This is a genomic window from Psychrobacter sp. JCM 18903, assembly GCF_000586475.1.
In the GTDB taxonomy this organism is placed as follows: domain Bacteria; phylum Pseudomonadota; class Gammaproteobacteria; order Pseudomonadales; family Moraxellaceae; genus Psychrobacter.
Map to the genome: position 1 here is coordinate 17875 of NZ_BAWJ01000020.1, position 25040 is coordinate 42914.

15 protein-coding genes and 6 pseudogenes are annotated in these 25040 nt (G+C 42.9%); 9 read left to right on the top strand and 12 right to left on the bottom strand.

Features of this window, described 5'->3' with window-relative positions; genetic code table 11:
• Positions 1-101: 101 nt before the first annotated feature.
• Positions 102-536: a ferric iron uptake transcriptional regulator gene (gene fur, locus TT12_RS12510; RefSeq protein WP_045443492.1), complete on the top strand. Its 435-nt coding sequence runs from the start codon at positions 102-104 to the stop codon at positions 534-536.
• A gap of 147 nt (positions 537-683) precedes the next feature.
• Here the strand turns inward: fur and TT12_RS12515 are convergent.
• Together TT12_RS12515 and TT12_RS12520 are read right to left on the bottom strand one after the other, a co-directional pair.
• Positions 684-1803: pseudogene (locus TT12_RS12515) on the bottom strand (PilT/PilU family type 4a pilus ATPase).
• A 168-nt stretch (positions 1804-1971) separates the two neighbouring features.
• Positions 1972-3027, bottom strand: a complete 1056-nt coding sequence (locus TT12_RS12520; protein ID WP_045443495.1) for a type IV pilus twitching motility protein PilT — start codon at positions 3025-3027, stop codon at positions 1972-1974.
• Between the two features lie 399 nt (positions 3028-3426).
• Between TT12_RS12520 and TT12_RS12525 the strand changes: the two genes are divergently transcribed.
• Complete coding sequence (locus tag TT12_RS12525; RefSeq protein ID WP_045455340.1) at positions 3427-4143, top strand: YggS family pyridoxal phosphate-dependent enzyme; 717 nt, start codon at positions 3427-3429, stop codon at positions 4141-4143.
• Between the two features lie 11 nt (positions 4144-4154).
• On the opposite strand, the gene TT12_RS18635 is transcribed toward TT12_RS12525, so the two are convergent.
• From TT12_RS18635 to TT12_RS12535, 3 genes are all read right to left on the bottom strand, one after another.
• Positions 4155-5162 (bottom strand): hemolysin family protein, encoded by a 1008-nt coding sequence (locus TT12_RS18635; protein WP_306304352.1) that lies wholly within the window; start codon positions 5160-5162, stop codon positions 4155-4157.
• An 8-nt stretch (positions 5163-5170) separates the two neighbouring features.
• A complete protein-coding gene (locus tag TT12_RS18640; RefSeq protein WP_279378903.1) occupies positions 5171-5428 on the bottom strand; it encodes a CNNM domain-containing protein in 258 nt (85 codons plus the stop codon).
• Positions 5429-5675: 247 nt separating this feature from the next.
• The gene (locus tag TT12_RS12535) at positions 5676-7367 is read right to left on the bottom strand and encodes an NAD+ synthase (RefSeq protein ID WP_045455343.1); all 1692 of its coding nucleotides are present in this window, start codon (positions 7365-7367) and stop codon (positions 5676-5678) included.
• An 807-nt stretch (positions 7368-8174) separates the two neighbouring features.
• Here TT12_RS12535 and TT12_RS12540 point away from each other — a divergent pair.
• From TT12_RS12540 to epmA, 3 genes and pseudogenes are all read left to right on the top strand, one after another.
• The gene (locus TT12_RS12540) at positions 8175-9302 is read left to right on the top strand and encodes an AI-2E family transporter (protein ID WP_045455346.1); all 1128 of its coding nucleotides are present in this window, start codon (positions 8175-8177) and stop codon (positions 9300-9302) included.
• A 60-nt stretch (positions 9303-9362) separates the two neighbouring features.
• Positions 9363-10468, top strand: a pseudogene (locus tag TT12_RS12545) (4-phosphoerythronate dehydrogenase).
• Positions 10469-10540: 72 nt separating this feature from the next.
• Positions 10541-11565 (top strand): annotated as a pseudogene (gene epmA, locus TT12_RS12550) (EF-P lysine aminoacylase EpmA).
• A gap of 115 nt (positions 11566-11680) precedes the next feature.
• Here the strand turns inward: epmA and TT12_RS12555 are convergent.
• From TT12_RS12555 to TT12_RS12580, 6 genes and pseudogenes are all read right to left on the bottom strand, one after another.
• Positions 11681-12319 (bottom strand): NAD(P)H-binding protein, encoded by a 639-nt coding sequence (locus tag TT12_RS12555; RefSeq protein ID WP_045455348.1) that lies wholly within the window; start codon positions 12317-12319, stop codon positions 11681-11683.
• Between the two features lie 174 nt (positions 12320-12493).
• Positions 12494-12943: a YaiI/YqxD family protein gene (locus tag TT12_RS12560; RefSeq protein ID WP_045455351.1), complete on the bottom strand. Its 450-nt coding sequence runs from the start codon at positions 12941-12943 to the stop codon at positions 12494-12496.
• Positions 12943-14300 (bottom strand): annotated as a pseudogene (locus tag TT12_RS12565) (5-(carboxyamino)imidazole ribonucleotide synthase). Before TT12_RS12565 ends, TT12_RS12560 begins: the two are co-directional and overlap by 1 nt.
• Before the next feature lie 190 nt (positions 14301-14490).
• Positions 14491-15051: a 5-(carboxyamino)imidazole ribonucleotide mutase gene (gene purE / locus TT12_RS12570; protein WP_198329602.1), complete on the bottom strand. Its 561-nt coding sequence runs from the start codon at positions 15049-15051 to the stop codon at positions 14491-14493.
• Positions 15052-15150: 99 nt separating this feature from the next.
• Positions 15151-16113, bottom strand: a pseudogene (locus tag TT12_RS12575) (metallophosphoesterase).
• 182 nt (positions 16114-16295) lie between these two features.
• Entirely contained in the window at positions 16296-16904 is a 609-nt protein-coding gene (locus TT12_RS12580; RefSeq protein WP_045443506.1) for a rhomboid family intramembrane serine protease, read from the bottom strand.
• Between the two features lie 373 nt (positions 16905-17277).
• Here TT12_RS12580 and TT12_RS12585 point away from each other — a divergent pair, with 373 nt between their 5' ends.
• From TT12_RS12585 to TT12_RS12590, 3 genes are all read left to right on the top strand, one after another.
• A complete protein-coding gene (locus tag TT12_RS12585) occupies positions 17278-18477 on the top strand; it encodes a hypothetical protein (RefSeq protein ID WP_243443688.1) in 1200 nt (399 codons plus the stop codon).
• Positions 18471-18872, top strand: coding sequence for a hypothetical protein (locus TT12_RS17750; RefSeq protein ID WP_243443689.1), 402 nt, complete (start codon positions 18471-18473; stop codon positions 18870-18872). Before TT12_RS12585 ends, TT12_RS17750 begins: the two co-directional genes overlap by 7 nt.
• A gap of 466 nt (positions 18873-19338) precedes the next feature.
• A complete protein-coding gene (locus TT12_RS12590; protein WP_045455354.1) occupies positions 19339-20934 on the top strand; it encodes an OmpA family protein in 1596 nt (531 codons plus the stop codon).
• A gap of 130 nt (positions 20935-21064) precedes the next feature.
• Here the strand turns inward: TT12_RS12590 and nagZ are convergent.
• Positions 21065-22148: pseudogene (gene nagZ, locus TT12_RS12595) on the bottom strand (beta-N-acetylhexosaminidase).
• Between the two features lie 532 nt (positions 22149-22680).
• Here nagZ and TT12_RS12600 point away from each other — a divergent pair.
• Positions 22681-24891 carry a carboxy terminal-processing peptidase gene (locus TT12_RS12600; RefSeq protein ID WP_045455357.1) on the top strand — a complete coding sequence of 737 codons (2211 nt, stop codon included), beginning with the start codon at positions 22681-22683 and terminating at the stop codon, positions 24889-24891.
• The last annotated feature ends 149 nt before the right edge of the window (positions 24892-25040 follow it).

Sequence of the window (25040 nt, forward strand, 5' to 3'; positions counted from 1 at the left end):
TTAAAATGTTTTATATATTATAAAAAATAATCATTAACGATTATTTATCTCATATTTTTGGTTCTTTATTTGCTAAGACTGTCACAGTCAGAAGGGATATTATGGCTTCTTTTACCAATCAAGATTTACGTAAAGCGGGATTAAAAGTCACGTTACCTCGCATCAAGATTTTAGAGTTACTAGAGAGTGCAGAGTTGCATCATATGAGTGCTGAGGAGGTTTATAAGGCACTGATAGAGCAAGGTGAGGATGTGGGTTTAGCGACTGTCTACCGAGTGCTGACGCAGTTTGAACAAGCTGGTATCGTCGAGCGTCATAACTTCGAAAATAATTTATCGGTGTTCGAGATTACCCAAGAAGGCCATCATGACCATTTGGTTTGTGACGTTTGTGGCAAGATTATAGAATTTCATAATGAAGTCATCGAAGAAGAGCAGCTTAAAGTCGCAGAAAAGCATGGATTTAAGTTATCAGGTCATTCATTGGTGCTATACGGTATTTGTAATGACCAAGAGTGTCGGGATAGCATCAAGTAATTTTTTAATTGGTGAGCATGATCTACCTTTGATATCGTTTTTAGTGCGTTATCGCCACGTATAAAATAGGAAAATCCCTCATAATAATATGAGGCTTTCTTATAAGTTTTTATGGCAAAAACGAATAACAACGCTCAAAAGCCACGCTTAACTGATATCTAATGATAAGTTATCCGCACCTTCATCCAGATTGGCGGTGCCATTTTTACTGCTGAGTTTGATTTTTAGGCGTAAATCATTAGGAGAGTCAGCATGAAGAATGGCTTCTTTATAGGTGATTTCTCCTTGCTCATATAAGTCAAAAAGAGCCTGATCAAAGGTTTGCATGCCGCTATCCCGCGATCGTGTCATGACATCTTTGATTTCATGAACCTCGCCTTTACGGATATAGTCACTAATCAGCTGTGAGTTCAATAAAATCTCAATAGCTGCACGGCGTCCTTTACCATCAGGAGTGGGAATCAGCTGCTGCGCGATAATGGCTTGCAAGTTGAGCGACAAATCCATAAATAACTGATTGTGGCGACTGGTTTCAAAAAAGTGAATGATACGGTCAATCGCTTGGTTGGCGTTGTTGGCGTGTAAGGTTGCAAACACCAAATGCCCTGTCTCAGCGTACTGGATCGCGTAACTCATGACTTCACGGTTACGAATCTCACCAATCAAAATAACATCAGGTGCTTGGCGTAACGTGTTTTTTAGCCCTGCTTCAAATGAATGGGTATCGATACCAACTTCACGCTGGGTAATAATACAACCACGATGTTTATGAACAAACTCGATAGGATCTTCAATGGTAATGATGTGACCATGCGAGTTTTGATTACGGTGTCCGATCATAGAAGCAAGGGTCGTTGATTTACCTGTACCTGTCGCACCCACTAGCAGAATGATACCGCGTTTTTTCATTGCCAGCTCTTTTAACGCGGGCGGCAAACGCAGCTCTTCGACAGTCGGAATTTTATTCTCAATTTTCCGTAAAATCATCCCTGCCATATCACGCTGTATAAAGGCACTGACCCGAAAACGTGCTTGCTGTGCTTCATCAGCAATGGCAAATTGGCACTCGTTGGTCTCTTCAAACTCTTTTTGCTGGTTGGGTGTCATGACGCCTTTGACCAATCGCATGGTTTGCTCAGCGGTTAAAGGCGTTTTACCAACAGGCAATTTTGCCATTCACTTTCATGGAAGGCGCTACATCAGCGGTAATAAAAAGGTCCGAGCCATTTTTATTGATCATTAACTGCAATAGTTTATCAATGTCCATATCGTACCTGCATTCGATGTAAATCGATTAAAAAAGTATTTAAAATCATGTTTTAAAAATCGCCAGTAGCAATAAAAGTAAGCCATACCATGGCTTATGAATGCTTGTATTATTGACTCACATATCAATCGTCAATCATTATAAGCCAGTGACGCACGATTAATAATATTACAAGAATGCCTCAGGCTGTTTGGCATAAGGACGGGCTACGTCTTTACTAATGGTGCCTTTTGCTACTAGGTTTTTGAGCGTTTGATCCAGCGTAATCATACCTTCACCTGCACCTGTTTGGATAGCAGAGTACATTTGAGCAATTTTATTCTCACGTATCAAGTTACGGATAGCAGGTGTGCCGAGCATGATTTCATGTGCGGCTACACGTCCGCCTGCTTGACGACGCAAAAGCGTTTGTGAAATAACGGCTTGTAGTGACTCTGATAGCATCGCCCGAATCATGTCTTTTTCTGCGGCGGGGAATACATCAATAACACGGTCAATGGTCTTAGCGGCTGAACTGGTGTGTAGAGTGCCGAATACTAAGTGACCAGTCTCTGCTGCTGTCAATGCCAAGCGAATGGTCTCAAGGTCACGTAGCTCACCGACCAAAATAACATCGGGATCCTCACGTAGGGCCGAGCGTAGCGCAGGCTCGAAACCTAAGGTATCGCGGTGCACCTCACGTTGGTTAATCAGGCTTTTCTTGGAATCGTGGACAAATTCGATCGGATCTTCAATGGTCAAGATATGTTCTTTACGGCTCTCGTTGATATAGTCAATCATGGCCGCCAGCGTTGTGGACTTACCAGAACCTGTCGGACCCGTGACCAATACTACGCCACGCTTAAAGTCTGATACACGTTTAAACACATCACCCATACCGAGGTCTTCCATTGTCAAAACTTTGGACGGAATAGTACGAAAGACAGCGCCTGCCCCACGGTTTTGATTGAATGCGTTTACCCGAAAACGTGCTAGATTGGGAATCTCAAAAGAGAAATCCGTCTCATAAAATTCTTCAAAGTCAGCGCGCTGCTTATCATTCATGATGTCATAAATAAGCTGATGCACAACCTGATGAGTCATCTCTGGCATATTAATACGGGTCATTTCACCATCAACACGTATCATTGCTGGCATACCGGCTGAAATATGTAAATCTGATGCTTTATGCTTAACCGTAAAGCGCAGCAAGTCTTCGATGCTTAAATTGTTTTTTTCAGCCATAATCGGATATTCCTATCAATCAATAAGGGTAGGACAAAAGAGCAAAAAAGGGGAGTGATTATCAATCGATCAACGATCTGATTAAAGTCGGTCACGTTAATAAAGGAGTAGCGATGGTCTTTACCATTACTATTATATTCAGTAGCATATGTTAAACCATGTAACAATATAATAACAAGACTACCGACAATTAACCATCTACTACACCAATAAAATGTAAAATTAGTCATTATGAGTATTGATTTATAGATCGATCCTTGTTGAGTTTATCTAGATTAGAAGACATTTATATAAAGTTTAACCCTAATTAATAAAAGTTCATTATAGAAGTGAGTAAAAATAGAAGTCATTAAAAGTGACTGATTAAAAAATGGATTAAATTATTCTCGTGAGTAATATATGAAAGAAATAGAAAATAACATTGATAGCCAAAATCTGATTGCGAGCTGGCAGCAAGTGAGTAAGCAAATCACTCAAGCGTGTGAGCATGCGGCACGACAAGCAGATAGTGTGACGTTGCTGGCAGTTTCCAAGACCAAACCAGCTGATATGATTGCTACTTTGGCTCAGCAAGGACAGCAGCACTTTGGTGAAAATTATCTGCAAGAAGCCATCGAAAAAATCGATACGCTAAAACGACAGCCAGAAACTAAAGGCATTGTTTGGCATTATATTGGTAGTATCCAGCGCAATAAGACCCGTGATATTGCTGAGCATTTCGATTGGGTACAAACGGTTGAGCGTGACATTATTGCTCAACGCCTAAACGACCAGCGCCCAGCTGAGCTACCCCCACTGAATGTATTGATTCAGTTGAATATCGATAACGAAGAAAGCAAATCAGGCTGCCTGCCAGCACAGCTACCTGATTTGATAACTGCTATCAAGGGGTATGACAGATTACAGCTGCGAGGTTTGATGATTATTCCTGCTAAGGAAGGTACAGACGCTTTTACCCGTACCAAGCAGTTATTTGATGAGATTAAAGAGGCTCATGCAGAGCTAGATACTTGGGATACACTGAGCATGGGCATGAGCGGTGATATGACAGAGGCGATAGCCAGTGGTTCAACGATGGTGCGCGTTGGTAGCGCCATATTTGGCGCACGAGCTTAAATTTTTATTTATCAGACAGTCTCATCCATTCTAGTCACCAGCATCTGAGTGATTTTGAGATTGTCCGTTGCGATAATCTCAAATCGATAATTGGCATACTCGATAGTATCGGTTTTCTTTGGAATCTTGCGTAGCATATACATCATAAAGCCACTAATGGTTTCATAGTTCTGACTGCGTGGTAGATTAACGATATCTAAAGCGCGTACGACGTCTTCGATAGGAGTCATGCCATCGATTAGCCACGAGTTGTCAGTACGTTGAACAATGGGTTGCTCCTCCAAGGTGACAAGCTCGCCCATGACGATACTCATCACATCTTTAAGCGTGATGACACCCACTACCAATCCATACTCATTCACGATGACGGCAAAGTCAGCGCCTGTAGATTTAAACATCTCTAATACTTCAAACAAGGACAAGGTATCAGGAACGAAGAGTGCAGGTTTTAGTAGGGCTTTGTCTGTTAAGCTGACCTCTTGCTGGTTAAGAACCAATGCCAAAAAGCTGCGCGACTCTACATAACCAATAATGTGCTCTAGATCATCTTCCTGACAGACCAAAAACTTGTTATGTGGTTGTTCAATCATCACTTCAACGACTTTTTCAGTGCTCGTTTTGGTATCAAAATAAACAATGTTTTCACGTGGATTCATCACCGACGTTACGGTGCGCTCTTGCATATCAAAGATATTTTCTATCAGATGATGTTCTTGTTTTTTGAGTACGCCAGCTTCAGCACCAGCATCCATGACAGCATAAATATCTTCTGGCGTCATATCGTCTTGCCTTATGGTTGAAATACCCAGTAATTCAAAGATGACATTTGCTGCACCATCAAATATCCAAATCACAGGTTTGAATATAAAAATCAATAGCATCATTGGTCGTACGAGACGTACAGCGATAGCTTCAGTGTTTGACATCGCCAATCGTCTGGGCATCAAATCAGCGAGCAGAGAAAACAAACTGGTGATCAGCACAAATGATATGACGGATGACACTGCTTCATTCTTCACCAAAAGCTCTAGATAAGGCTAATAGCTGACTCACCGACCGCACCAGCTGAGATAGCGACGGCATTCAAAACCACTTGTACGACAGTAATAAAACTGCCAGGGTGCTCTTGCATTTTAAGGACGTCAAATGCGCGGACATCCCCTTCTTTTGCCATGATTTGTAGCTTAATTTTGCGACCAGCAGCGATGGCTATTTCGGCAGCGGATACAAAGGCACTTAGGGCAAGCAATAAAAGAAGAAAGATACTAGCGGTTAGCAAACTCATGACATACTCGGTAAAAAATATAGGGATTAAAATAATTGAAGTTAAAGAATGAATGGATTAGAAGTACAAAAAGAAAGTGTTGTTTATAACAGCTTGGCATTGAAAATAGGTTTATAGAAACTAAAAAAGCTGGGTAAGCACCCAGCTAATCATCAAGAAATTTGATTTTTTATAAAAGTATTAAATTAGCCATGTTGCTCGCGTTCTATATAATAAAAGTAGGGCAAGTAACAATGGCTAATCTAATTTAGCCTTTTACTGACCATTTATTCACTAATGGATAACGACGTTCACGTCCAAAGGCTTTATGGCTAATTTTGGTACCGATTGGCGCTTGTAAACGCTTATATTCGCTATTGTCTACCATCTGGATGACTTTTGCGACCAGTTCAGCGTCAAAACCTTTATTAATGATGTCTTGATAGCCCATATCTTCATCGATGTATGACATTAAGATGCCATCTAATACATCATAGTCAGGCAAGCTGTCTTGGTCTTTTTGGTCTGGGCGTAACTCAGCAGATGGCGGGCGAGTGATTACGCGCTCAGGGATGACAGGAGTGTCTTCCAAACGGTTGCGATAACTGGCCAATTTATAAACCTGCGACTTATAAACATCTTTTAACACATCAAAGCCGCCTGCCATATCACCATATAATGTCGAATAGCCAACCGCCAACTCAGACTTATTACCGGTGGTGATGACCAAGTGCCCAAACTTATTGGACAGCGCCATCAGTACCACACCGCGCGCACGCGCTTGGATATTTTCTTCAGTGGTGTCTGCTGGCGATTTGTTAAATAGTGGGGCTAAGGTATGACGGATACCTTCAACCGCATCAAAAATAGGACAAACCGTATAAGAAACATTTAAGCGGCGAGCCTGTGCTTGAGCATCTTCTAGACTAATCTGAGAAGTATATTCATAAGGCATCATCACCGCATATACCTTGTCAGCACCCAAAGCATCAACAGCGATACATAACGTTAAGGCAGAATCAATACCACCTGATAGACCAAGGATAATACCAGTGAATCCTGAATGGTTGACATAATCACGCAGGCCAACGACCAGTGCTTGATACATCTCTGACTCACGGCTCAGTGTTAATGGCGCTTTAGTTTGACTATTAAACTTGGCAGTTTTGACGTCTAAAGTGGCAAGAAGTAACTGATTCATAAAACGTGGTGCTTCGTGGGCAACGCTACCATCAGCTTGCACCGCCATAGAACCACCGTCAAATACCAAGTCGTCTTGACCACCAACGGCATTGACATAGACGATAGGCAAATTATTCTCACGGCTACGCTTAGCCAGCATCGTTTTACGATTGTCTTGTTTTTCGATCTCAAAAGGTGAGGCGTTCAAGCTAATAATCAGATCAGCACCTTGCTTTTTGAGCTCGGCAATAGGGCCTTTTTCCCACAAGTCTTCACAGATGAGCAGACCGATTGTGATGCCTTTATAGTCAAATAAAACTTGGTTACGACCTTTATCAAAATAACGACGCTCATCAAATACGCCATAATTTGGCAAGATTTGCTTATGATAAAAGCCTTTTTGATGACCATTATGCAAGATAGCAGCAGAGTTGAAAGTACCATGATGGTCGACATGTGGATAACCGACAATCATCACGATGTCATCGATATCACTTAAAGTAGACAAGGCGCTTTTGATGCGACCAGATAAACTTGGGCGTAGTAATAAATCTTGCGGTGGGTAACCTAATAAAGCAAGTTCTGGGAAAATAATGACATCCGCACCTTGCTCGCGAGCTTGCAATGCGAGTGCACGCATTTTTTCAGCATTGGCAGTGATATCACCAACCAAAAAATGCGACTGAGCCAATGCAAAAGTAACGGTTTCTTGGGTTTTATTGGTCTTACTGGCCTCAGTTGAGGGAGTTATATTGGGATTATCATTGTCTTTTGACATTGTTATTGTTCCTATCGATATATGGTTTAAAATTTGTTGGGTCATTGTTGATTTAAAATAAAATCAAAGTAAATCCGAAATTCACTCAAAATAGCACTCTGTCATATCGAATTCTAATAGTGAACCGAGATGATGAGCTTGCTTACGCACAGTATCCAACATTGTAACGCCCCTCTACAGGTTTGATCTTATGATAGTCTATAGAAGGACGATGAAAGAGGGCTGTAGCGCATCGTCTGAAAAATGTTATATATGTAGAATGATCCAGATAAATAAGAACAAACGAATTTAATGCTATTAAAAAGCTTAAAATAATTGCTTTAGTATAGCATCAATTATCGTTGCAAATAGAACGCGCCAGTGAATTACCTTTCAATAGGTCAGTTTACAGTATGAATGTAAAATATCCTTTTAGTGCATTGTTTTTACATGTTAAATCTATGTGTCAACTTCTATCTATTAATGTCATCATCTAGTAAGCTTATACAGAGAAAGTTGTAAGTAAAGATTACAACATATCGTTATATCATTATCGTATTTTGCGGCATAATAAGCCGTGATAATCGCTTGATATTTATCTTGCGTTAGTCAAAACTATCGTCCGTAAGTATGTTACGGTATGCTACGATTTGATGCTCTCAAAGCAGGTTTACTGGTACGGATTGTTTACACCCCTCGCTAATGAATACCGCTAATGGACAGGGTCTTTTTATGGGCACCGTCTGTGAGTTGATATTCATCACACATTTATAAACTTGCCAGCAAGGTCGCGATAGATCTTCGCTGTCTGCTCTTGGTTTATACGCTATGATTGAAAATTGGACAAAAGAATTTATTATTCAGCGCCTATTGGCTATTACTCTGTTGGTGGTGCTGTTCGTACTGTGTTTTCAAGTGGTACAGTTTTTTATTGTACCCGCATTATGGGCGGCGATTTTAGCGTATGTTACCTTTCCTATTTATAACTTTTTTTACGAAAAAGTAAAGCTGAGTCCTAATTTTAGCGCTGCTATTATGACGGTGAGTATCTCCTTAATGATAGGTGTGCCACTGGTTATCGGTGTTTTTATTCTACAGCAAGAAGCCTTGAGTCTAATCAGTAACTTGATTTATCGTATAAAAGTGGGCTATTTAGATGTGCCTGATTCTATTAAAGATATGCCTATCATCGGTCAGCAAGTGAAAGATGTGCTGTGGAGAATCAATAAAAACCCAGAAGGGACGTTAGAGGCGTTTCGTATTTGGGTACAGTCACATTTATATTATGGCAAAGTAGCATTTGATGTGGTGTTTAGCGGTCTTGCCAAGTTAGGTATGGCGCTGATGACGTTGTTTTTCTTTTATCGTGATGGTACCAGTTTGGTGCGTCAAATTCGCCAAGCACTGCGTAATATCATTGGCAATCGCATTGATGGTTATATTGATTCTGTGGGTACGACCACGCGTGCGGTGGTTTATGGTATTGGTTTGACGGCATTGGCGCAAGCACTGCTCGCAGGTGTGGGTTACTACTTCGCTGGTGCACCAAGTCCTATCTTACTCACTATCGTAACCTTTATTATCGCCCTGATTCCGTTTGGCACGCCATTTGTGTGGGGCGGTGTATCCATTTGGTTGTTAAGCCAAGGTCATACTGTAGAAGGAATTGGCTTGGCACTATGGGGCACTTTGGTTATCAGCTGGGTTGACAATCTCATCCGTCCTATTGTGATTAGTGGCGCGACCAAAATCCCTTTTATTATTATTTTTATTGGTGTATTAGGTGGTCTAACGGCTTTTGGCTTTGTTGGTTTGTTTATCGGTCCTGTGGTGCTAGCCATCGGATTGGCGGTATGGCGAGAATGGATATCGCAGCATAAAAATGAGATATTTGCCCCGCAGGATTTGGTATTGTCTGACAACCAAACGTTGCCACCAGTCAATGAATCAGAGTAGAGGCACATAGTCATGTTAAATAAGAATACTGCAAGCGCTATGCAAAATAGAGCGAAATCTATTGACAGCATTACTATCGTGGCCGATAGCAATATCGCAAGCTTGGATGCGTTTTTTAATGCTTCGATGCTTGGGCAGGCGTCTGAGCAGACGGTCAATATAATCACCGTCGCTGGACGCGATATCAATGCGCAGTTGCTCGCAGACGTTCAGCCTGATGTGCTGTTGATACGCTCGGTGACGCCAGTAAGTGAGGCACTGCTAGCCAATAATAACAGCGTAAAATTTGTCGGTTCGGCGACTATCGGTACCGATCATGTCGATCAAGACTATTTGGCGGCGCGAAATATCACTTTCGCCAATGCGGCTGGATGTAGTAAACATTCTGTTGCACAGTATGTCTTGACGGCGATTTTGACGTTGCGTCCGCACTATTGGCAGCAATCCACGAAGCCATTAACATTGGGCATCATCGGACTTGGTAATATTGGTAGTACGCTAGCTCAATATGCCAATGATTTAGGCTGGCAAGTACTAGGCTATGATCCATTACTGCCTACCTCGAATACGAATAATGCCAGCCTTGAGCAAGTGCTTAGCCAAAGCGATGTAGTGAGCTTACATGTGCCTTTAACCGATAAAGATACTACAAACCCTAGTGGCAGTGATTATCCAACAAAGCATCTGATTGACGCAAATGCGCTGGCAATGATGCCTGCGCATACCTTGCTGATTAATAGTGCGCGCGGACCAGTCATTAATGCGCGTGATTTAGAAGCAGATATTGAACGCACAGATCGCCAAGTAGTGCTCGATGTGTTTGAGTTTGAACCAGAGATTTCTGAGTGCTTATTGTCCAAATTGCTATCGCCACTCCTCATATCGCAGGCTATACGGTCGAAGGTAAGTTGCGTGGTACGCAAATCATCTATGACGCTTTATGTGAAAAGTTAGCAGTCTTGCCTGTATTGTCGATGCATCAGTTGCTACCGCTCAATACTTATCTCTGGTCTGAGCTAAAAGCACATCCAGACAGATTACAGAAGTTTTACGATATCATGCACGATGATGCTGCACTAAGAAGCAAACTGGCTGACGGTCAAGTAAGTACTGACTTTGATCAGTTGCGCCGAGATTATCACTTACGCCGTGAATGGCAGTGGTAAAAGTTAGGCAGCCCTCAACCCTAAAGTAGCATCTGAGAACTTATTCTTATCCTTTAATTGCAGTAAATAATAATGACCCAAGAAAGTAACTCTTCTTCAAAACCCAGCTATGCGCCGACCATGACATTGGCAATGGCTCAGCAGCGTGCGCAATTGATGATCACCGTTCGTCAGTTTTTCGCCACGCATCAAGTGCTTGAAGTGCAAACACCGCTACTATCGCAGGCTGGCAATACTGATACTTTCTTACAATCAGTTGCCGCGCAAGTGACGTATCAAGATAAACCTTGTACTTATTATTTGCATACTTCACCTGAGTTTGCCATGAAGCGTTTACTTGCCAGCTGGCAAGTGCCTATATATCAAATTTGCTCCGTATTTCGAGATAACGAAATAGGCGTACGCCATAATATCGAATTTACCATGCTTGAGTGGTATCAGCCGAATTATAGTCTGGATGATATGGCGGCTGAGCTAAGTGAGTTATTAGCGGCGCTTTATGGGCATTCAGTGGTGATGAGTCATTACCGCTATGTTGATGCGTTTATGGATTTCGTCGGCATACATCCGCTGACAGCTAGCCTTGATGCCCTGCAAGCAGTAGCAGAAGATAAGGGTTTGACAGGTTTTGATTTCAATAGTGATTTGGATAATACAGAAGATGGCGAAACAGAGGTTCGTCAAAGCTGGCTGGATTTGCTGTTCAGTCATGCGGTCGAGCCAAACTTGGGTCACGACTTACCGACCTTGATTATAGAATATCCACCTGCCACGGCGGCACTGGCAAAAACAGCGTTGATAAAGAGGGCAATACAGTCGCTAAACGTTTCGAGCTGTATATCAATGGTATTGAGATTGCCAACGCTTATGATGAGCTAGCAGATGGACAAGCGTTAAGAGAACGGTTTGAGCAAGACAATCAACTGCGTAAGCGTCATAACCTGCCACAAATGCCAATCGATGAGCATTTATTAGCAGCGTCTGATGCTTTAATACCCTGTAGCGGTATTGCCGTTGGTATCGATAGATTACTCATGGTAATCACAGGCGCGAATAGCTTAGAAGATGTGATTTCTTTTCCAAGCGGTTTGGCCTAGTCGATTATTGAGAGACTTAATACAGTTGCCACTTATTTGACAAGCCTATTAGAAAAAAGCGAGTAACCCATTAGGCTTACTCGCTTTTTCGTTTTAATCGCTGTAAAGTTGATTCTTATAATTTTGCAATCGCTTCATCAATCGCAGTCTCACCGTTATGCATACTAAACACTTTCTTGACGGTATTATTGGCATTTAGGACGGCTGCCAGAGTAGTCGCCACATCGGCAATTGAATTTTCTCCAGCATTATCATCGTTAATAGTGACTTTACCAGTTGCTTCGCGCTCTTTTAGCGCCCCTGCTTGAACGATGGTGTAGTCAAGGCTACTATTATTAATCAACCACTGATCCGCATAATGCTTGCAGATATAATATTCTTTTAGGTCAGCAATACCAGCATTGTCCCATTTACTGGTGTCTAACGAAAAGACGGTGCTAAGCATAATATAGCGCTTAATGCCTTTGTCCTCTGCGGCTTGCATGGTTTTGACCGCCCCATGTAAATCCACTTCTAAGACGTCTTTACCGCCAGACCCTGCAACGAAATAGACAGCGTCAATGTCTTGATCAATTTGCTTTTGTATAGCCTCTTTTTCGGCAGTGATATCTAAATCGAGTGGGCTATAATTGTCATCGGTAAACAATTTTTCTTTTTGGCGTGTCGTGCCAATAACTTGATGGTCATCCGCTAATAGCTGCTTAACCAAATCCGTACCCACTCGACCACTTGCCCCAATTACTAAAATTTTCATTGTCATTCCTATTCTTATGTACGTTATCGTTGTTGTAAAAACTGGATATAGCGTATCAAGAAAAAACGGCACACTTCGTTATGAAGCGTGCCGATTGCATAGTGTTTGGTTATGGCGTGTATACAGTTTGCAAAGTGAATAAGATCAAAAAACCAAAGACAAAGCGTGTGAAAACTAGCGTACCAACTTGTTTAATCCATCAGCAAAAGCTTTTTTGTCACGATCGCCATAAGGTTTTTGACCACTCATTTCTTGTAGATCGAGCACGCCAGTACCGCGCATGGTATCCATAAAATCACGCATATTGAGCTTTTGCTTGATGTTATTTTTGTCGTAGACCATGCCGCGTGTCGTCAATACCATACCACCTTTGTCCAAAATGTCATTAGCCAAAGGAATGTCGCTAGTAATAGCTAGATCGCCTGGCTGTATTTGCTCAACGATATAATCATCGGCTTTATCAAACCCTGATGGCACCACGGTCATGACAAGCAGTGGTGACTTACGCAGTTTGATCGGCTGATTGGCGACGAATATTGCCATGGTTTGCGTGCGTTCAGCAGTTTTGATAATCAAATCTTTGGCAATCAATGGCACCGAATCGGCATCTACCCAAATCTGCATTATTTCTTAACCTTTTCTGTTTTTGCCTTAGCGTCGATAGCCTGAGTTGTTTGGCTGTCATCAATATGGATTTCTGTATTCTCTAAAATATTGTCATTGTTATTGTCAGTAGTGGTTAGACTATCTACCGCTTTTGGCTGGCTATCAATCGCAGATGGTTTTTTCTCAAGTCCCATTTTATTGGGTAGCGTAGCGACGAGCTTGGCCAAAGCAGGCTCTAAGTCGGCAACATCATTGGGCATCAAGGTAATGTGCGCAATTTTGCGGTCATCGCGTTCTGCTTTATGGTAGCTATGATAGTGTGCGCCATCGATATTTAGTACGGCGCTGATATCTGGATATTGCCCCAAGACATTGAGCATAATCGCTGGATGCACGTTGTCGGTATCACCTAATGGCAGATTGACGACGGCGCGAATGTGGTTTTCAAATTGGCTGGTGATAGCACCTTCAATACTCCAATGTCCTGAATTATGTACACGCGGCGCAATTTCATTAGCGAGTAGCGTGTCATGGCCACGCGCATCTTTGGTCACAAAGAGCTCAAGTGCCATCACACCAACATAGTCTAAATGGTTCATGATTTTGGTGATGGCATCGGTTGCTTGTTTGAATAAATGACTGGTGCCAACGGCAGGCGCTTGGGTCTTGGCTAAAATACCATTATGATGATGGTTTTCGACCAAATCGTAGCAACGAACCTGACCATTTTGTGCGCGTGCGGCGATAATAGAAAGCTCGCGGCTAAAGTTAATGAAACCTTCTGCAATCAAAGGTGCAGGCGTTGGCGTTAGTGAGCCTTACCCGTAACTGCATCTTTAAGATCTTGCCATGCCGCCTTGATATCACTGTCTTGTCTAATCACAAACTGACCTTTGCCATCATAACCACCACGGCTGGTTTTTAGGACAATAGGCAGTCCTAATTCATGACAGGCTTGCTGCAAATCCGCTTCAGAATTGACAGCCATAAAGGGTACAGTGGCGATCTCAAGTGCATTGAACATCTGCTTTTCTTTCAAGCGGTCTTGAGCGATATCAAGCGCAATCAATGGCGGAAACATGCCTTGTTTGCTACCAGACTTCGACAAGGCAGTAAGCTGTTCTACAGTCGCCGTCGGTGTGTTTTCAAACTCTAAAGTGAAAACGTCTGCTGCGGCGATGAAGTCTTCCAATTGATCACTATGAAAGACGCGGCCGTATAGGCTAGCAGGGCAGTCAGCGCTGTCTTCTAAAAACACACATTGGTAGCCAAGTGGCATCGCTGCTTCGGCAAGCATCATACCAAGCTGACCACCGCCTAAAATACCGATGGTACGAATGGTTTGGGTAACAGGGTAAGCGTTCGCTGTAGTCATGGCAGGCTCTTTGAGTTAAAAATGAATAATATTTTGGGTGTATTAAAAGGCAAAAAGTCATCTATTAAAATAGGAAAAGGTGCATTACATGCACCTTGTATTAAGTAAAACCCATCTAAAAATAAATATCAAGTAAATAGCCGCTATATCTCAATAATGGGATTCAAGAACCGCTATCAAAGATAGGTAATTAGGTATTGATAATGCCGGGCGTTGGGCTGGCAAGGATGGTATCAGTTTGCGTTTGGCGCAGATTGTCCAGCTTAGCCGCAATGGTCTCATCATTCAATGCTAACACTTGAATCGCAAGCAGGGCAGCGTTGTAAGCGCCTGCTGAGCCAATCGCTAATGTGCCAACTGCGACGCCTTTAGGCATCTGTACGATAGACAAGAGGCTATCCCAACCGCTGAGCATAGAAGACTTTACAGGAACACCAAACACAGGTAACGGCGTTTGACTGGCACACATGCCAGGCAGATGAGCAGCACCGCCAGCGCCAGCGATAATAACTTGTAGACCGTTATCTTTTGCACTTTTTGCATAGTCAAACAATCTATCAGGGGTACGGTGTGCTGAAACCACTTCACAATCAAAAGCGATATCAAAGTCTGCGAGCAATTGCGCTGCCGCACTCATGGTTGCCCAATCAGATTGTGATCCCATAATAATGCCAACTTTCGGTTGACCAGCAGGGGAGGCGATAGGACTGTTTTGATCCATCGTGTTAACAGTAGCTGTTGTGGTGCTCATGCTTTGATATCCTCAAAAAGACCATCATACAAAAGTTTTGTTGCTCTCGTAAAGCCAAGTTTGATTTTTAATAAGAAAGCGGGGGCAATAGTACCAATTTTATGGATTGGGGTTTGCAGATTTATCATGGTGATATTGGACAAAGTTACTGGCTCTTAGTGGCAGTGGTTGCTCAGTATTGAGCTGATAACAAGTCAGATATCCGCTGTCTACCGCCGCTGAATAATCAGTACAGGCAACTTGTGAACTCAGTGGCTCAGGCGTGCCAGTTAGCCAATAATGACCGACAAATACCGCTTTATCCGTTTTCAGGCGAAATCAATACTTTCAGCCAACACCTCTTTTGGAATCTGCGCCAATGCTGATGCAGGCGCACGCGCCACCTCATAAAGACGGCGCTTATTCAGCCCGTCAAGCCACCAGCATACTCGCACGCGCTTGCGCTCAGTGCCTTCTTTATCGACCATGACCATGCCGTCGGGTAATGCTGTTTCTACACCTTTTAATACCCGCTCTAGCGCGTCAAATGGCGCCGTGTTTTCTTTGGCAGTGGCGACTAGCCCCTGCGGCGTTAAACAGTTATCGTCAGTCAATAGTGGCTGCAATACCGCCATACTATCGACATCCCAGCAGGCATGAACAAAACAAGCGTCGTTTGTTTCAATCCATAAAGGCAGCTCGTATAACCGATTAAGCAATATTGATGACGCTCTGAGCCAAAAGCTATTTCGGCTAAAAATGCGGCATGTTGGCGCGTATGTATGTCATTGTGCGAGCGCAGATATTGGCTGGAGTTATCAGGGTCAAGTGTGGCAAAGGCGAGGGCGTTATATTCATGATTACCCATTATCGCATCTGCCACGTTAGCGTCTAACATGGCAAAAACAATCTCTAAGGTAGCCAATTGCTGTGGTCCTCGGTCAATCAAGTCACCGATAAATAACGCTCGATGCCCTGCTGGCGGTACAAAGTACGTGCATTATGAACGTAACCTAGCTGCTCTAATAAGCCAATTAACTTGTCTGCGTAGCCATGAATATCACCGATAACATCTATCATCATAATAATTATCAAATTCTTAAATAGTTTGTTGAGTATAAGTTTGTGCAAAATATAACGCGACGTTAATCATCGCTTAATTACTTAAACTGTCATCATAACCCAAGTGCTCATTTCAATTTTTGCCACTGAGTTTTATTTCAATTTTTATCATTGAGCGTCATTAATAAACTTCATTACTAAATTTAAAGCCCAGGTGATAATAGCGCATTGATAAAATGCGGTAGGACTTGCGGTTCTAAAATAATCGTGGCAATAACCCCAAACGCGCCGCCCCACATATGCGCCATATGATTGATATTAGAGCCGCCCCGTTTGTCTGCATAGATACTATAAGCGATATAAGCAACGGCGAATAATATCGCAGGTATAGGAACAATCGCGAATAGGTAGATTTTTTCCCACGGTGCCAGCAAAATAAAAGCAAACAATACGGCTGATACACCGCCTGACGCGCCAAGGCTTAAATAGCTCGCATTGTTTTTATTCTTGAGGTAGCTTGGAATCATCGCAATGATAATGGCCAATACGTAAAAGACCACAAAACCATAGCCAAATAAGAACGGCTGATACAGTCCTTCAATAGCACGACCGAAAAAGTATAAAGTAAACATATTAAAGAGCAGGTGCATGCTATCGGCATGAATAAAGCCATGCGTGACAAAACGGTCCCACTGCCCATTATTTACCGCTGGCGGATAAAAAATAAGTCGATTAAATACTGTCTTGTTTTGCCATGCCACTAAGCTGACAATAACCGTGATAATAATAATAAGGGTCGTATGATTGAACAAAGGAAAATCCTTAGCTGCGCCTGATATGTGACAATGTGATGAATAACAATATTCAAAGCCTACGCATTATGGCTGAGTGCAAACTAAATAGGACTGACAAGCAATTATTAAGCATGAGCTATTTATAATAAAGTAATACTAACAGTAGTTATGACAATGCAAAAACTTATTATGTGACAAAATAGTGCATTTATATGCTTTTATAGTGAATAATATAGCAGGCTGTCAGGCAAATTGAGTAATGCTTCGTATCTTGACGGTAATGGCGGGTTAAATGAGAGCGGTATCCAAGAATACAGATGCTAACGACAAGTAAAATAAACGTTTCATGCGTTGGTAAATTTAAAATAAAGGCCGAAAGAGGCAGTAATCTATGAGTATTATCGACCAATTAGAAAAGACCGTAACGCCAGCTGTCATAGGTGAGCGCAATAGTCATGATAGTGTGGCTTACATCAGCTTATTGGAGCAGTTTTATGCCATCTTGGCGTCGCGTCTCGCCTTGCCGCAAGTGTATTCACAATTTATCCGCGCCGAGCAAGGGATGGTTGATAGAGTCACAGAAAGTCCACTGTTGGATCAACTGTGGCAAGATAAAACCATACAACAGCTTATGATCCGAGAGCTGTCTGCTACCCATCATATTGATGAGTCTGCTACGTTACAGCTGCTCATCAATGCTGCGCCACTGGCTTATCGTGAGCTGACAGTATTGGCAAACGGACAGTTTTTACCAGCGTTTTTGCAGGGAGAGCAGGCGGCACTGCGTCAGTATTTACCGATGTGGTCAGCACCTATTATTACTGCTCCTCAAAACGTCAATAGCGCATCAGAAGCACACCCATACATCGCCGCAGATATTGATAGCGTACCAGTGCGTGACACCTCTTTGGATGGACGAAAAAATTCTCATATAGATACCAGTAAGATCGCTGCAGCCACAGCCGCTTATAGGCAAAATGCTGATACAGCAAATAAAATAGATATTGGAAATACTGATGTAGAAAGTATGAGGATAGGTGATACCGATGGTCATTTTAGCGCTCATACTGGCGCCATTCATGCCAATCCATCCGCACATCATTTGGCAGAAAATAGCAGCATGAAGCAAGAAAAAGTGCGTACTCGCAATCAACGTAATGATTTACTGGTACGGGTGGGTTTATTAATAGTAGCCATTGCCGCGATAGGGCTTGCTGCTTGGGCAATATTAATCAGACCGAACAAAGCGCCGCCTATAGAAGCCGCTGCGACAGTGCCTGTTGTGGTAGCACCAACGCCTGCACCAGTAGCGCAGGTAATGACTCCCATTGAGCTCATCGTTGGCGTAGATAACAGCGGTAATCTGTATGCCTGTAGCGCTACCATTGGCGATGCAGCGCTACAAAGCACCTTGCAACAAGCGCTCAATACCAGCTTTGGTGAGCAAGCGAGTATTTGCGAATTAACAGTGCAGGCTGGAGTTGCCAGTAGTATTGCTAATTTACCAGAGGAAGTACTGCCCAATGTCTTGACGATGATTAGTCTACGCCATTTGCACGCCTACATTTGCAGAATGATCGCCTTATGTTAGAAGCGCCAGACAGTATGCTCTTGCAACGACTGGTTACGGATATGCGTACTTTGATACCTGCCATGGTCATCGATAGTACTGCACCATTACCATTGCCTGAAAATAACGATGCCAATGCAATGAATAATACGAATAATCAGTTTGAAAATGAGGGAGCTGCCAACAATCAGTATGCTAATGACTATAACAACAGTGGGTCTGGAGAGTTCCAAGCAGCAGATGATGATACAGGCGATCGTATCGTACCTACTCCTGCACCCAACAATTATAGTAACAATATCCCTAACAATACACCGATGAATAACAGACAGTCAGGTGCTATTTCAGAATCGGAGGTAGATGATATGGCAAGCACACTCATCATCGCTGAACCTGCGCAAGTAAGGAATAAATGATTGGATAATAGAGGTGTTTAACGATTGTTTGATCAATTTATCCATTGAAACAAGTTATCAAGTAAGGATGGCGGTATAAGTTGCTTATACCGCCATTTTTTTCTGTTGATACCCAGTCAGAATTATTTAAAAAACCATAAAGTATCTGAAAAAAGGATATATTTTCTCCATCTATACATAAGTTTTACTGATTCTTTTATGGCTTCTCACTGTGCTAATGATTGGTTATTTGCCATGTTTTTGGTTACGTGTGACACTTGAAATATTACCTAACGTATCATTTGTACAACAACCTGTTGATTGTTAACACTGACTTAATACTTTTATAATGATGAAAATTGAACAGGGTCAAGATGGTTTTAGCTGTCATGGTTCTTATTTTAAATCATTATTTTATCTGGTATTTTTTGAATATTTTAATTATATAAATCGATACTAATATAGGCATTAATAGGAGAATTGTATTATGGATATTATCAGTCATTTGACGCGTACAGTCAGCCCAGCCGTGCTGGAAGATGATCATAGTCCCGCTAAAAAAGGGCTACTTGAACAGTTCTATGCTATTTTTGCGGCTCGCTTAGCGGATAACGATACTTATAATCGTTTTGCAAATGAGAATATCACTCGTGATGACCAAGGGTTTTATGACCGTGTATGGAGCGATGATTCGCAACGTGATCAAATCGCTCGTGAGCTGGCAGGCAAGCATAATGTTGATGCAACGTCTTCGCGTGGACTGATAGCGATGGCAGCGCCACTGGCTTTTCACGAAATCAAAAGCTTGGCAGGTACCACACCAGTGCCGCAGTTCTTAAATGATAATCTCGACAGTTATCAGCGTTATATCCCTGCTTGGGCAAGCGCCGTTCTGCCAGTCGGTGTGTTGGCAGCGACGCCTGCTGCTGGCGCGCGTATCTCTGATACGGTGAGCACCGCTCCATTACAACGCGAAGAAGAGCAGCAAGGCAGCTTTATGAAAGCATTGCTCCCCATTATTGGCTTGATTATTTTAGGCGCATTGGCTTGGGCTTTACTTCGTGGTTGTCAAGAGAACCCTGAGCCTGTCGCTACACCGGTGGCTACTGCCCAACAAGCAGCGCAGGGAGAGGGTCAGTTGGCAGTGGCAGGTGATATTGAGCCTGCATCATTGCGCATTGCGACTGGTGAAAATAGTGAGCTGTATGCTTGCCGTATGAATGTGGGCGACGAGACCTTGCAGACCAATGTAATGAATGCGTTAACCAGTGCATTTGGTGAAGAAGCCAATAAATGCCGTGCTGATGTCGATGACAATTTTGCAGTAGATATGCCAGCAGCGGCTCAGCTAGCTACTATCTTGCCTATCGTCAAAAATGTACCAAATGCGAGCATGATTATCAAAGGTGATGTTATCACTGTCAATGCGCCTGATGCAGCGGCATTAGATAAGCTAGTGGCTGACCTACAAGCGGCTGTTCCTGCGATGACCATACAAGCCGAAGGGCCGTTAGATTTGCAGGGTGAGATTGATAATAGTTTGGCAGCTGCGGATGTTGCTATGACCAATCTTGGTAAAAACCCAGATCCACGTGATGTGGCTCGTGCATTGAGTATTCAGGTTATCAACTTTGAAGTGGATGAAGCGGTCATTCCTGATGTCAATAAAGAGCTGCTTGACCGCGCTGCTAAGATTATCAACGAAGTACCGAATATGAAGCTGACGATTATCGGTCATACTGACAGTCAGGCATCAGATTCTTACAATGTAGAATTGTCTCGTGATCGCGCTGAGGCAGTGAAAGAGTATTTGGTATCTCAAGGTGTTGATGCTAGTAAACTGATGACGAAAGGCATGGGTGAATCAGAACCTATCGCTGATAACTCAACGGAGCAGGGGCGCTTCCGTAATCGCCGTATTGAATTTATAGTCAATGACGAGATGGCCAGTGCGAACGATGGTATGATTATTAGTAATGATGCGCTTGACCCAGACTTAAACCCTCTGGATAGCAATAACGATGACTTATTGCCTGATGGTGATGATGCCACTCAAGGTACGGCAGTAGATCCAACCAATTAATGTACAACAGCTTGATTGAGAAGTTGTTCATTCTAAAAAACCGCATCTTATAAAAGGTGCGGTTTTTTATTTTGTTAAAGCTGTTGTTTCGTTTATAGGTGGCTAATGATAAGTATCTAATGATAAGCGATTATTTATAAGCGGTCGGATCTTTTAATTCAATAGCGCTGCGAGTCGCTTGTGCCTCAGATTGAGGATTAAAAAAGGTTTGAGTCACGTTTTGCTTTGCCTGTTGCCAATAGTCAAATTGTTGACAAGTTGATTCCAGATCACCTTGCCATGTTGGTATCTGTCCGCACATTGTTTTAATACGGTTTTGATTGGGATAAGGTAGCTCTTGTGCGGTCTCTGCGGCTTCATGGGCGGCGACGCGATCGTTACAAACCAGCGCAATATCACAACCCGCTTCAATCGCGGCTTTCACACGTGCGCTGACATCGCCTGCGGCTTGAGCACCTGCCATACATAGATCATCAGAGAATAAGACCCCATCAAACTTTAGCTGATCCCGTATGATGTCCTTGAGCCAAATTTTAGAAAAACCTGCTGGCCTGTCATCGACTTGCGAAAAAATAACATGGGCAGGCATTAAGCATCAAGCCATGGTAGGGTTTGGGCAAAAGGCTGCATATCGCTATGCATAATCTCATCTAGGCTACGCGTATCGATGGCCTCAGCCACATGGGAGTCAGGGGCAATCGCACCATGACCGGGGAAGTGCTTACCCGTGGTTGCCATGCCAGCGGCTTTCATACCGCGCATAAACTGAGTCGCCAGCGCAATGATCGCTTGCGGCTCTTGATGAAAACTACGATCCCGATGACTTGGCTGATGCCATCTCTGTCAAGTACTGGGGCAAAACTGAGATCAATGCCCACTGCCAACACTTCTGTTGCCATTAGATAGCCACAATCGTAAGCACAGCTTAGCGCATGGCTAGGCTCTTGATTAAATAATTCCCCAAGCCTGCCCATGGCGGGTAGTGGGGTAAAGCCATTGCGCAGGCGTGCGACTCGTCCACCTTCTTGGTCGACGCCGATTAATATGTCTGGGTTGTGATAACGTATGTCGTCACACAACGCCCGTACTTGTGCCGCATCTGCAACGTTTCGAGCAAATAGAATCACCCCGCCCACTTGTGCCTGTTTGATTAAGCTGACATCTTCTGCTGTCAGTGCGGTACTATCGATATCAATCATTAAAACGCCGTACATTGCGTAATCCTTATGGTGTTATATCTTGTTATATGATCGGTTCAGCTTCAAATAAATAAATGATGATAATTGGCAATGCGCCACTATTATCAAAACTGCTTTATTATGACAGTTATTATTAGATGAGCATAATGTGGCAGATGAATAGACTCAAATCAATTCGCGAGTGGGCATTGAATCGTCAATAAATGACCCAAATAATGATGAACAATAAATGTAATAGAAAGTTTGGTATGTGCAGGCGTAGCGTGTAAGATTGCTTATACAGTTTGAGACAGTTGGATATCTATGTGCATGATAATATTGAGTGATTTTTAACAATATATTAGCAAACAGCAATGGCATTTAGTGACCATAACTATTCAGAAAATAGCATTTTAGAAAGTATCATTGAATACATATTCGATTGATAGTGGTAGATAAATATTTCGTGACTTAAAGATAAAGCATTTATAGGCGGCGACTGATTTAATCACTTTTGATTTTTATAAAACAAATAATATTATTAACGTAAAATAACTAGGTATATATGATGAAAAAACAACCAGCACAGTGGTTACTCAGTGCAGCGTCAGTGGGCATCGCCGGTATTATTCTCACCCAGAGCTACGGGACGGCAATGGCCGACACCAATACTGAAGGCTTTGTACAAACCCCTGAACAAAAAGTCACCACTCGCCAAGTAGCCGCATTGCTGGATCGTAGCCACTATTTAAATCAGCCGCTAGATAGCAAAACGGGCAGCGAAATCTTGTCTATGTATATTGATAGCCTTGACCCAAACCATACGTTGTTTTTGCAGTCTGATGTGGATGAGTTTAAGAAAAAATACGCCGATGAATTCGGTGCTCGCCTCAAGCGTGGCGACTTGTCTGCAGGAGTAGAGGTCTTTGAACGCTATCGCAAGCGCTCAAATGAGTATTTTGCGATGGCGAGCAAGATGCTAAAAACGGATATTGATTTGACGGGTGATGATACGATTGTACTTGACCGTGAAAAACTCAATCATTTTAAAACCAAAAAAGAGCAGCGTGATTATTGGACGCGTCAGCTTAAGTTTCAGCTGATAAGTATTACCTTGGGTCAAGAAGATGAAAAAGCCAAAGAAAAAGTATTCCTAAGCAATCCAGATATTACTCGTGGACAAGATTTGGTGCGCAACGACCAACGTACACCAAGCGAGATTTTACAAAATCGTTTATCGCGACAGCAAGAGCAGTTTAAGCGTCTCACAAACGATGAAATCATGGAAACCATCTTAAATACGGCGATGTTGACTTACGATCCGCACAGTAATTATTACGCACCGATTCAGGCCAACGAATTACAAATCCAATCTAGCCTGCAATTAGAAGGCATTGGCGTCTCTATTCGCCCTGATCGTAAAAACCCAGATTATACTCGCATCGTGACCTTGGTTGATGGTGGTCCAGCAGCCAAATCTGGTCAGATTAAACCCAACGATTTGATTATCGGTATTGCCAAAGATGGCGAGAACATGACAGACGTGGTTGGCTGGTCAACGCGTGAGATTGTGAGCTTGATTCGTGGTAAACGTGGTACGTCAGTGACCATCAAAGTGCGTCAGCCAAATACGCCTGATGCCAGTGCCCGTAACGTGACGGTGGTTCGTGACATTATTCAACAAGAAGAGTCAGGGGTTACCCAGCGCGTGGTAGAATTACAGCGCCCTAATATTGATAAAACGCCAAAACGCATCGGCGTCCTTGAGATACCAAGCTTTTATCTGAATTATCAGGCACGCCGTAACGGTGAGGATTATCGCAGCGTCAGTATCGATACCGAAAAAGCATTGAAAGCGTTGAATAAAGAAAATATTGATGGCCTCGTGGTTGATTTGCGCAATAATCCAGGTGGTTCATTGGATGAAGTAGCAAAAATGCTTGGCTTCTTTATCAAGAGCGGACCGATGGTGCAAATCCGTGACAATCGCGGCAACATTCAGGTCTACCGTGACGATGATGGCGGTGAGCAACTTTATGATGGCAAAGTGGTCGTTATTACCAACCTAGCGTCTGCCTCAGCCAGTGAGATATTTGCCGCGGCTATCCAAGATTACGGTCGTGGGCTAGTGGTTGGCAGTACGACAACGGGTAAAGGTTCAGCGCAGATTCAACTCGATAATTTGGCATTGGGTTCAGCCACTTTAACGCAGCGCAAATTCTATCGCATCACTGGTGGTAGTACGCAGAATAAAGGTGTGGTACCTGATGTAGAGTTGGTCAATATCTACGATGATGCCACTTTTGGTGAACGTGCGCAGAAAAAAGCGTTGCCTTGGGATACCATCAAAACGGCGCCTTACAAGCCTGAAGGTAAGTTCACTGATACGACGCTGGCGACACTTAACCAGCAGTCTAAAATTCGTCAAGAGCAAAACCCACAGTTTGTTTATCTATCAGCGCTAAACAACATTCGCGATATGGAAGATGAGAAAAAACCAATTCCACTTGATATCAATAGCCGCCGAGCTAAGATGCAATTGATTGAAAAGCGTTCACTAGAGGCTGAAAATAAACGTCTTATTGCAACGGGTGAGCGCCCTTATGCCAATTGGAACACCTATCAAGCAGCAATGGATGCAAAATTTGAAGAGCGCAGCCGCATGAAAGCCAAGGAGCGCCCAGAGTTACCTGAAGACGAAGCCTTCATCAATGAAGCGGCCTATATTATGCTAAGCGCTGAACCTAAAGCATTGTTAAGCCCTGAAGAGAAGCTATAAACGGTCAGTATTGTCAGCCAAAAAGGCTGTGATTAAAGTCCATGTAAGCATATGCTTACATGGATTGACGTTTATACCTCTTACTAACCATGAGGCAATCTGCGATTATAACTGTACGGCACGATTGAACGAAAAGGTTCATTGATACT

Bases quoted from the DNA above. Each gene is read 5' to 3' on its own strand.
- TT12_RS12590 (WP_045455354.1), top strand. From the start codon at position 19,339: ATGGATATTATCAGTCATTTGACGCGTACAGTCAGCCCAGCCGTGCTG.
- TT12_RS12555 (WP_045455348.1), bottom strand. From the start codon at position 12,319: ATGAAAATTTTAGTAATTGGGGCAAGTGGTCGAGTGGGTACGGATTTG.
- TT12_RS12535 (WP_045455343.1), bottom strand. From the start codon at position 7,367: ATGTCAAAAGACAATGATAATCCCAATATAACTCCCTCAACTGAGGCC.
- TT12_RS12540 (WP_045455346.1), top strand. From the start codon at position 8,175: ATGATTGAAAATTGGACAAAAGAATTTATTATTCAGCGCCTATTGGCT.
- TT12_RS12520 (WP_045443495.1), bottom strand. From the start codon at position 3,027: ATGGCTGAAAAAAACAATTTAAGCATCGAAGACTTGCTGCGCTTTACG.
- TT12_RS18640 (WP_279378903.1), bottom strand. From the start codon at position 5,428: ATGAGTTTGCTAACCGCTAGTATCTTTCTTCTTTTATTGCTTGCCCTA.
- TT12_RS12560 (WP_045455351.1), bottom strand. From the start codon at position 12,943: ATGCAGATTTGGGTAGATGCCGATTCGGTGCCATTGATTGCCAAAGAT.
- TT12_RS17750 (WP_243443689.1), top strand. From the start codon at position 18,471: ATGTTAGAAGCGCCAGACAGTATGCTCTTGCAACGACTGGTTACGGAT.
- TT12_RS12600 (WP_045455357.1), top strand. From the start codon at position 22,681: ATGAAAAAACAACCAGCACAGTGGTTACTCAGTGCAGCGTCAGTGGGC.
- TT12_RS12585 (WP_243443688.1), top strand. From the start codon at position 17,278: ATGAGTATTATCGACCAATTAGAAAAGACCGTAACGCCAGCTGTCATA.
- fur (WP_045443492.1), top strand. From the start codon at position 102: ATGGCTTCTTTTACCAATCAAGATTTACGTAAAGCGGGATTAAAAGTC.
- TT12_RS12525 (WP_045455340.1), top strand. From the start codon at position 3,427: ATGAAAGAAATAGAAAATAACATTGATAGCCAAAATCTGATTGCGAGC.
- purE (WP_198329602.1), bottom strand. From the start codon at position 15,051: ATGAGCACCACAACAGCTACTGTTAACACGATGGATCAAAACAGTCCT.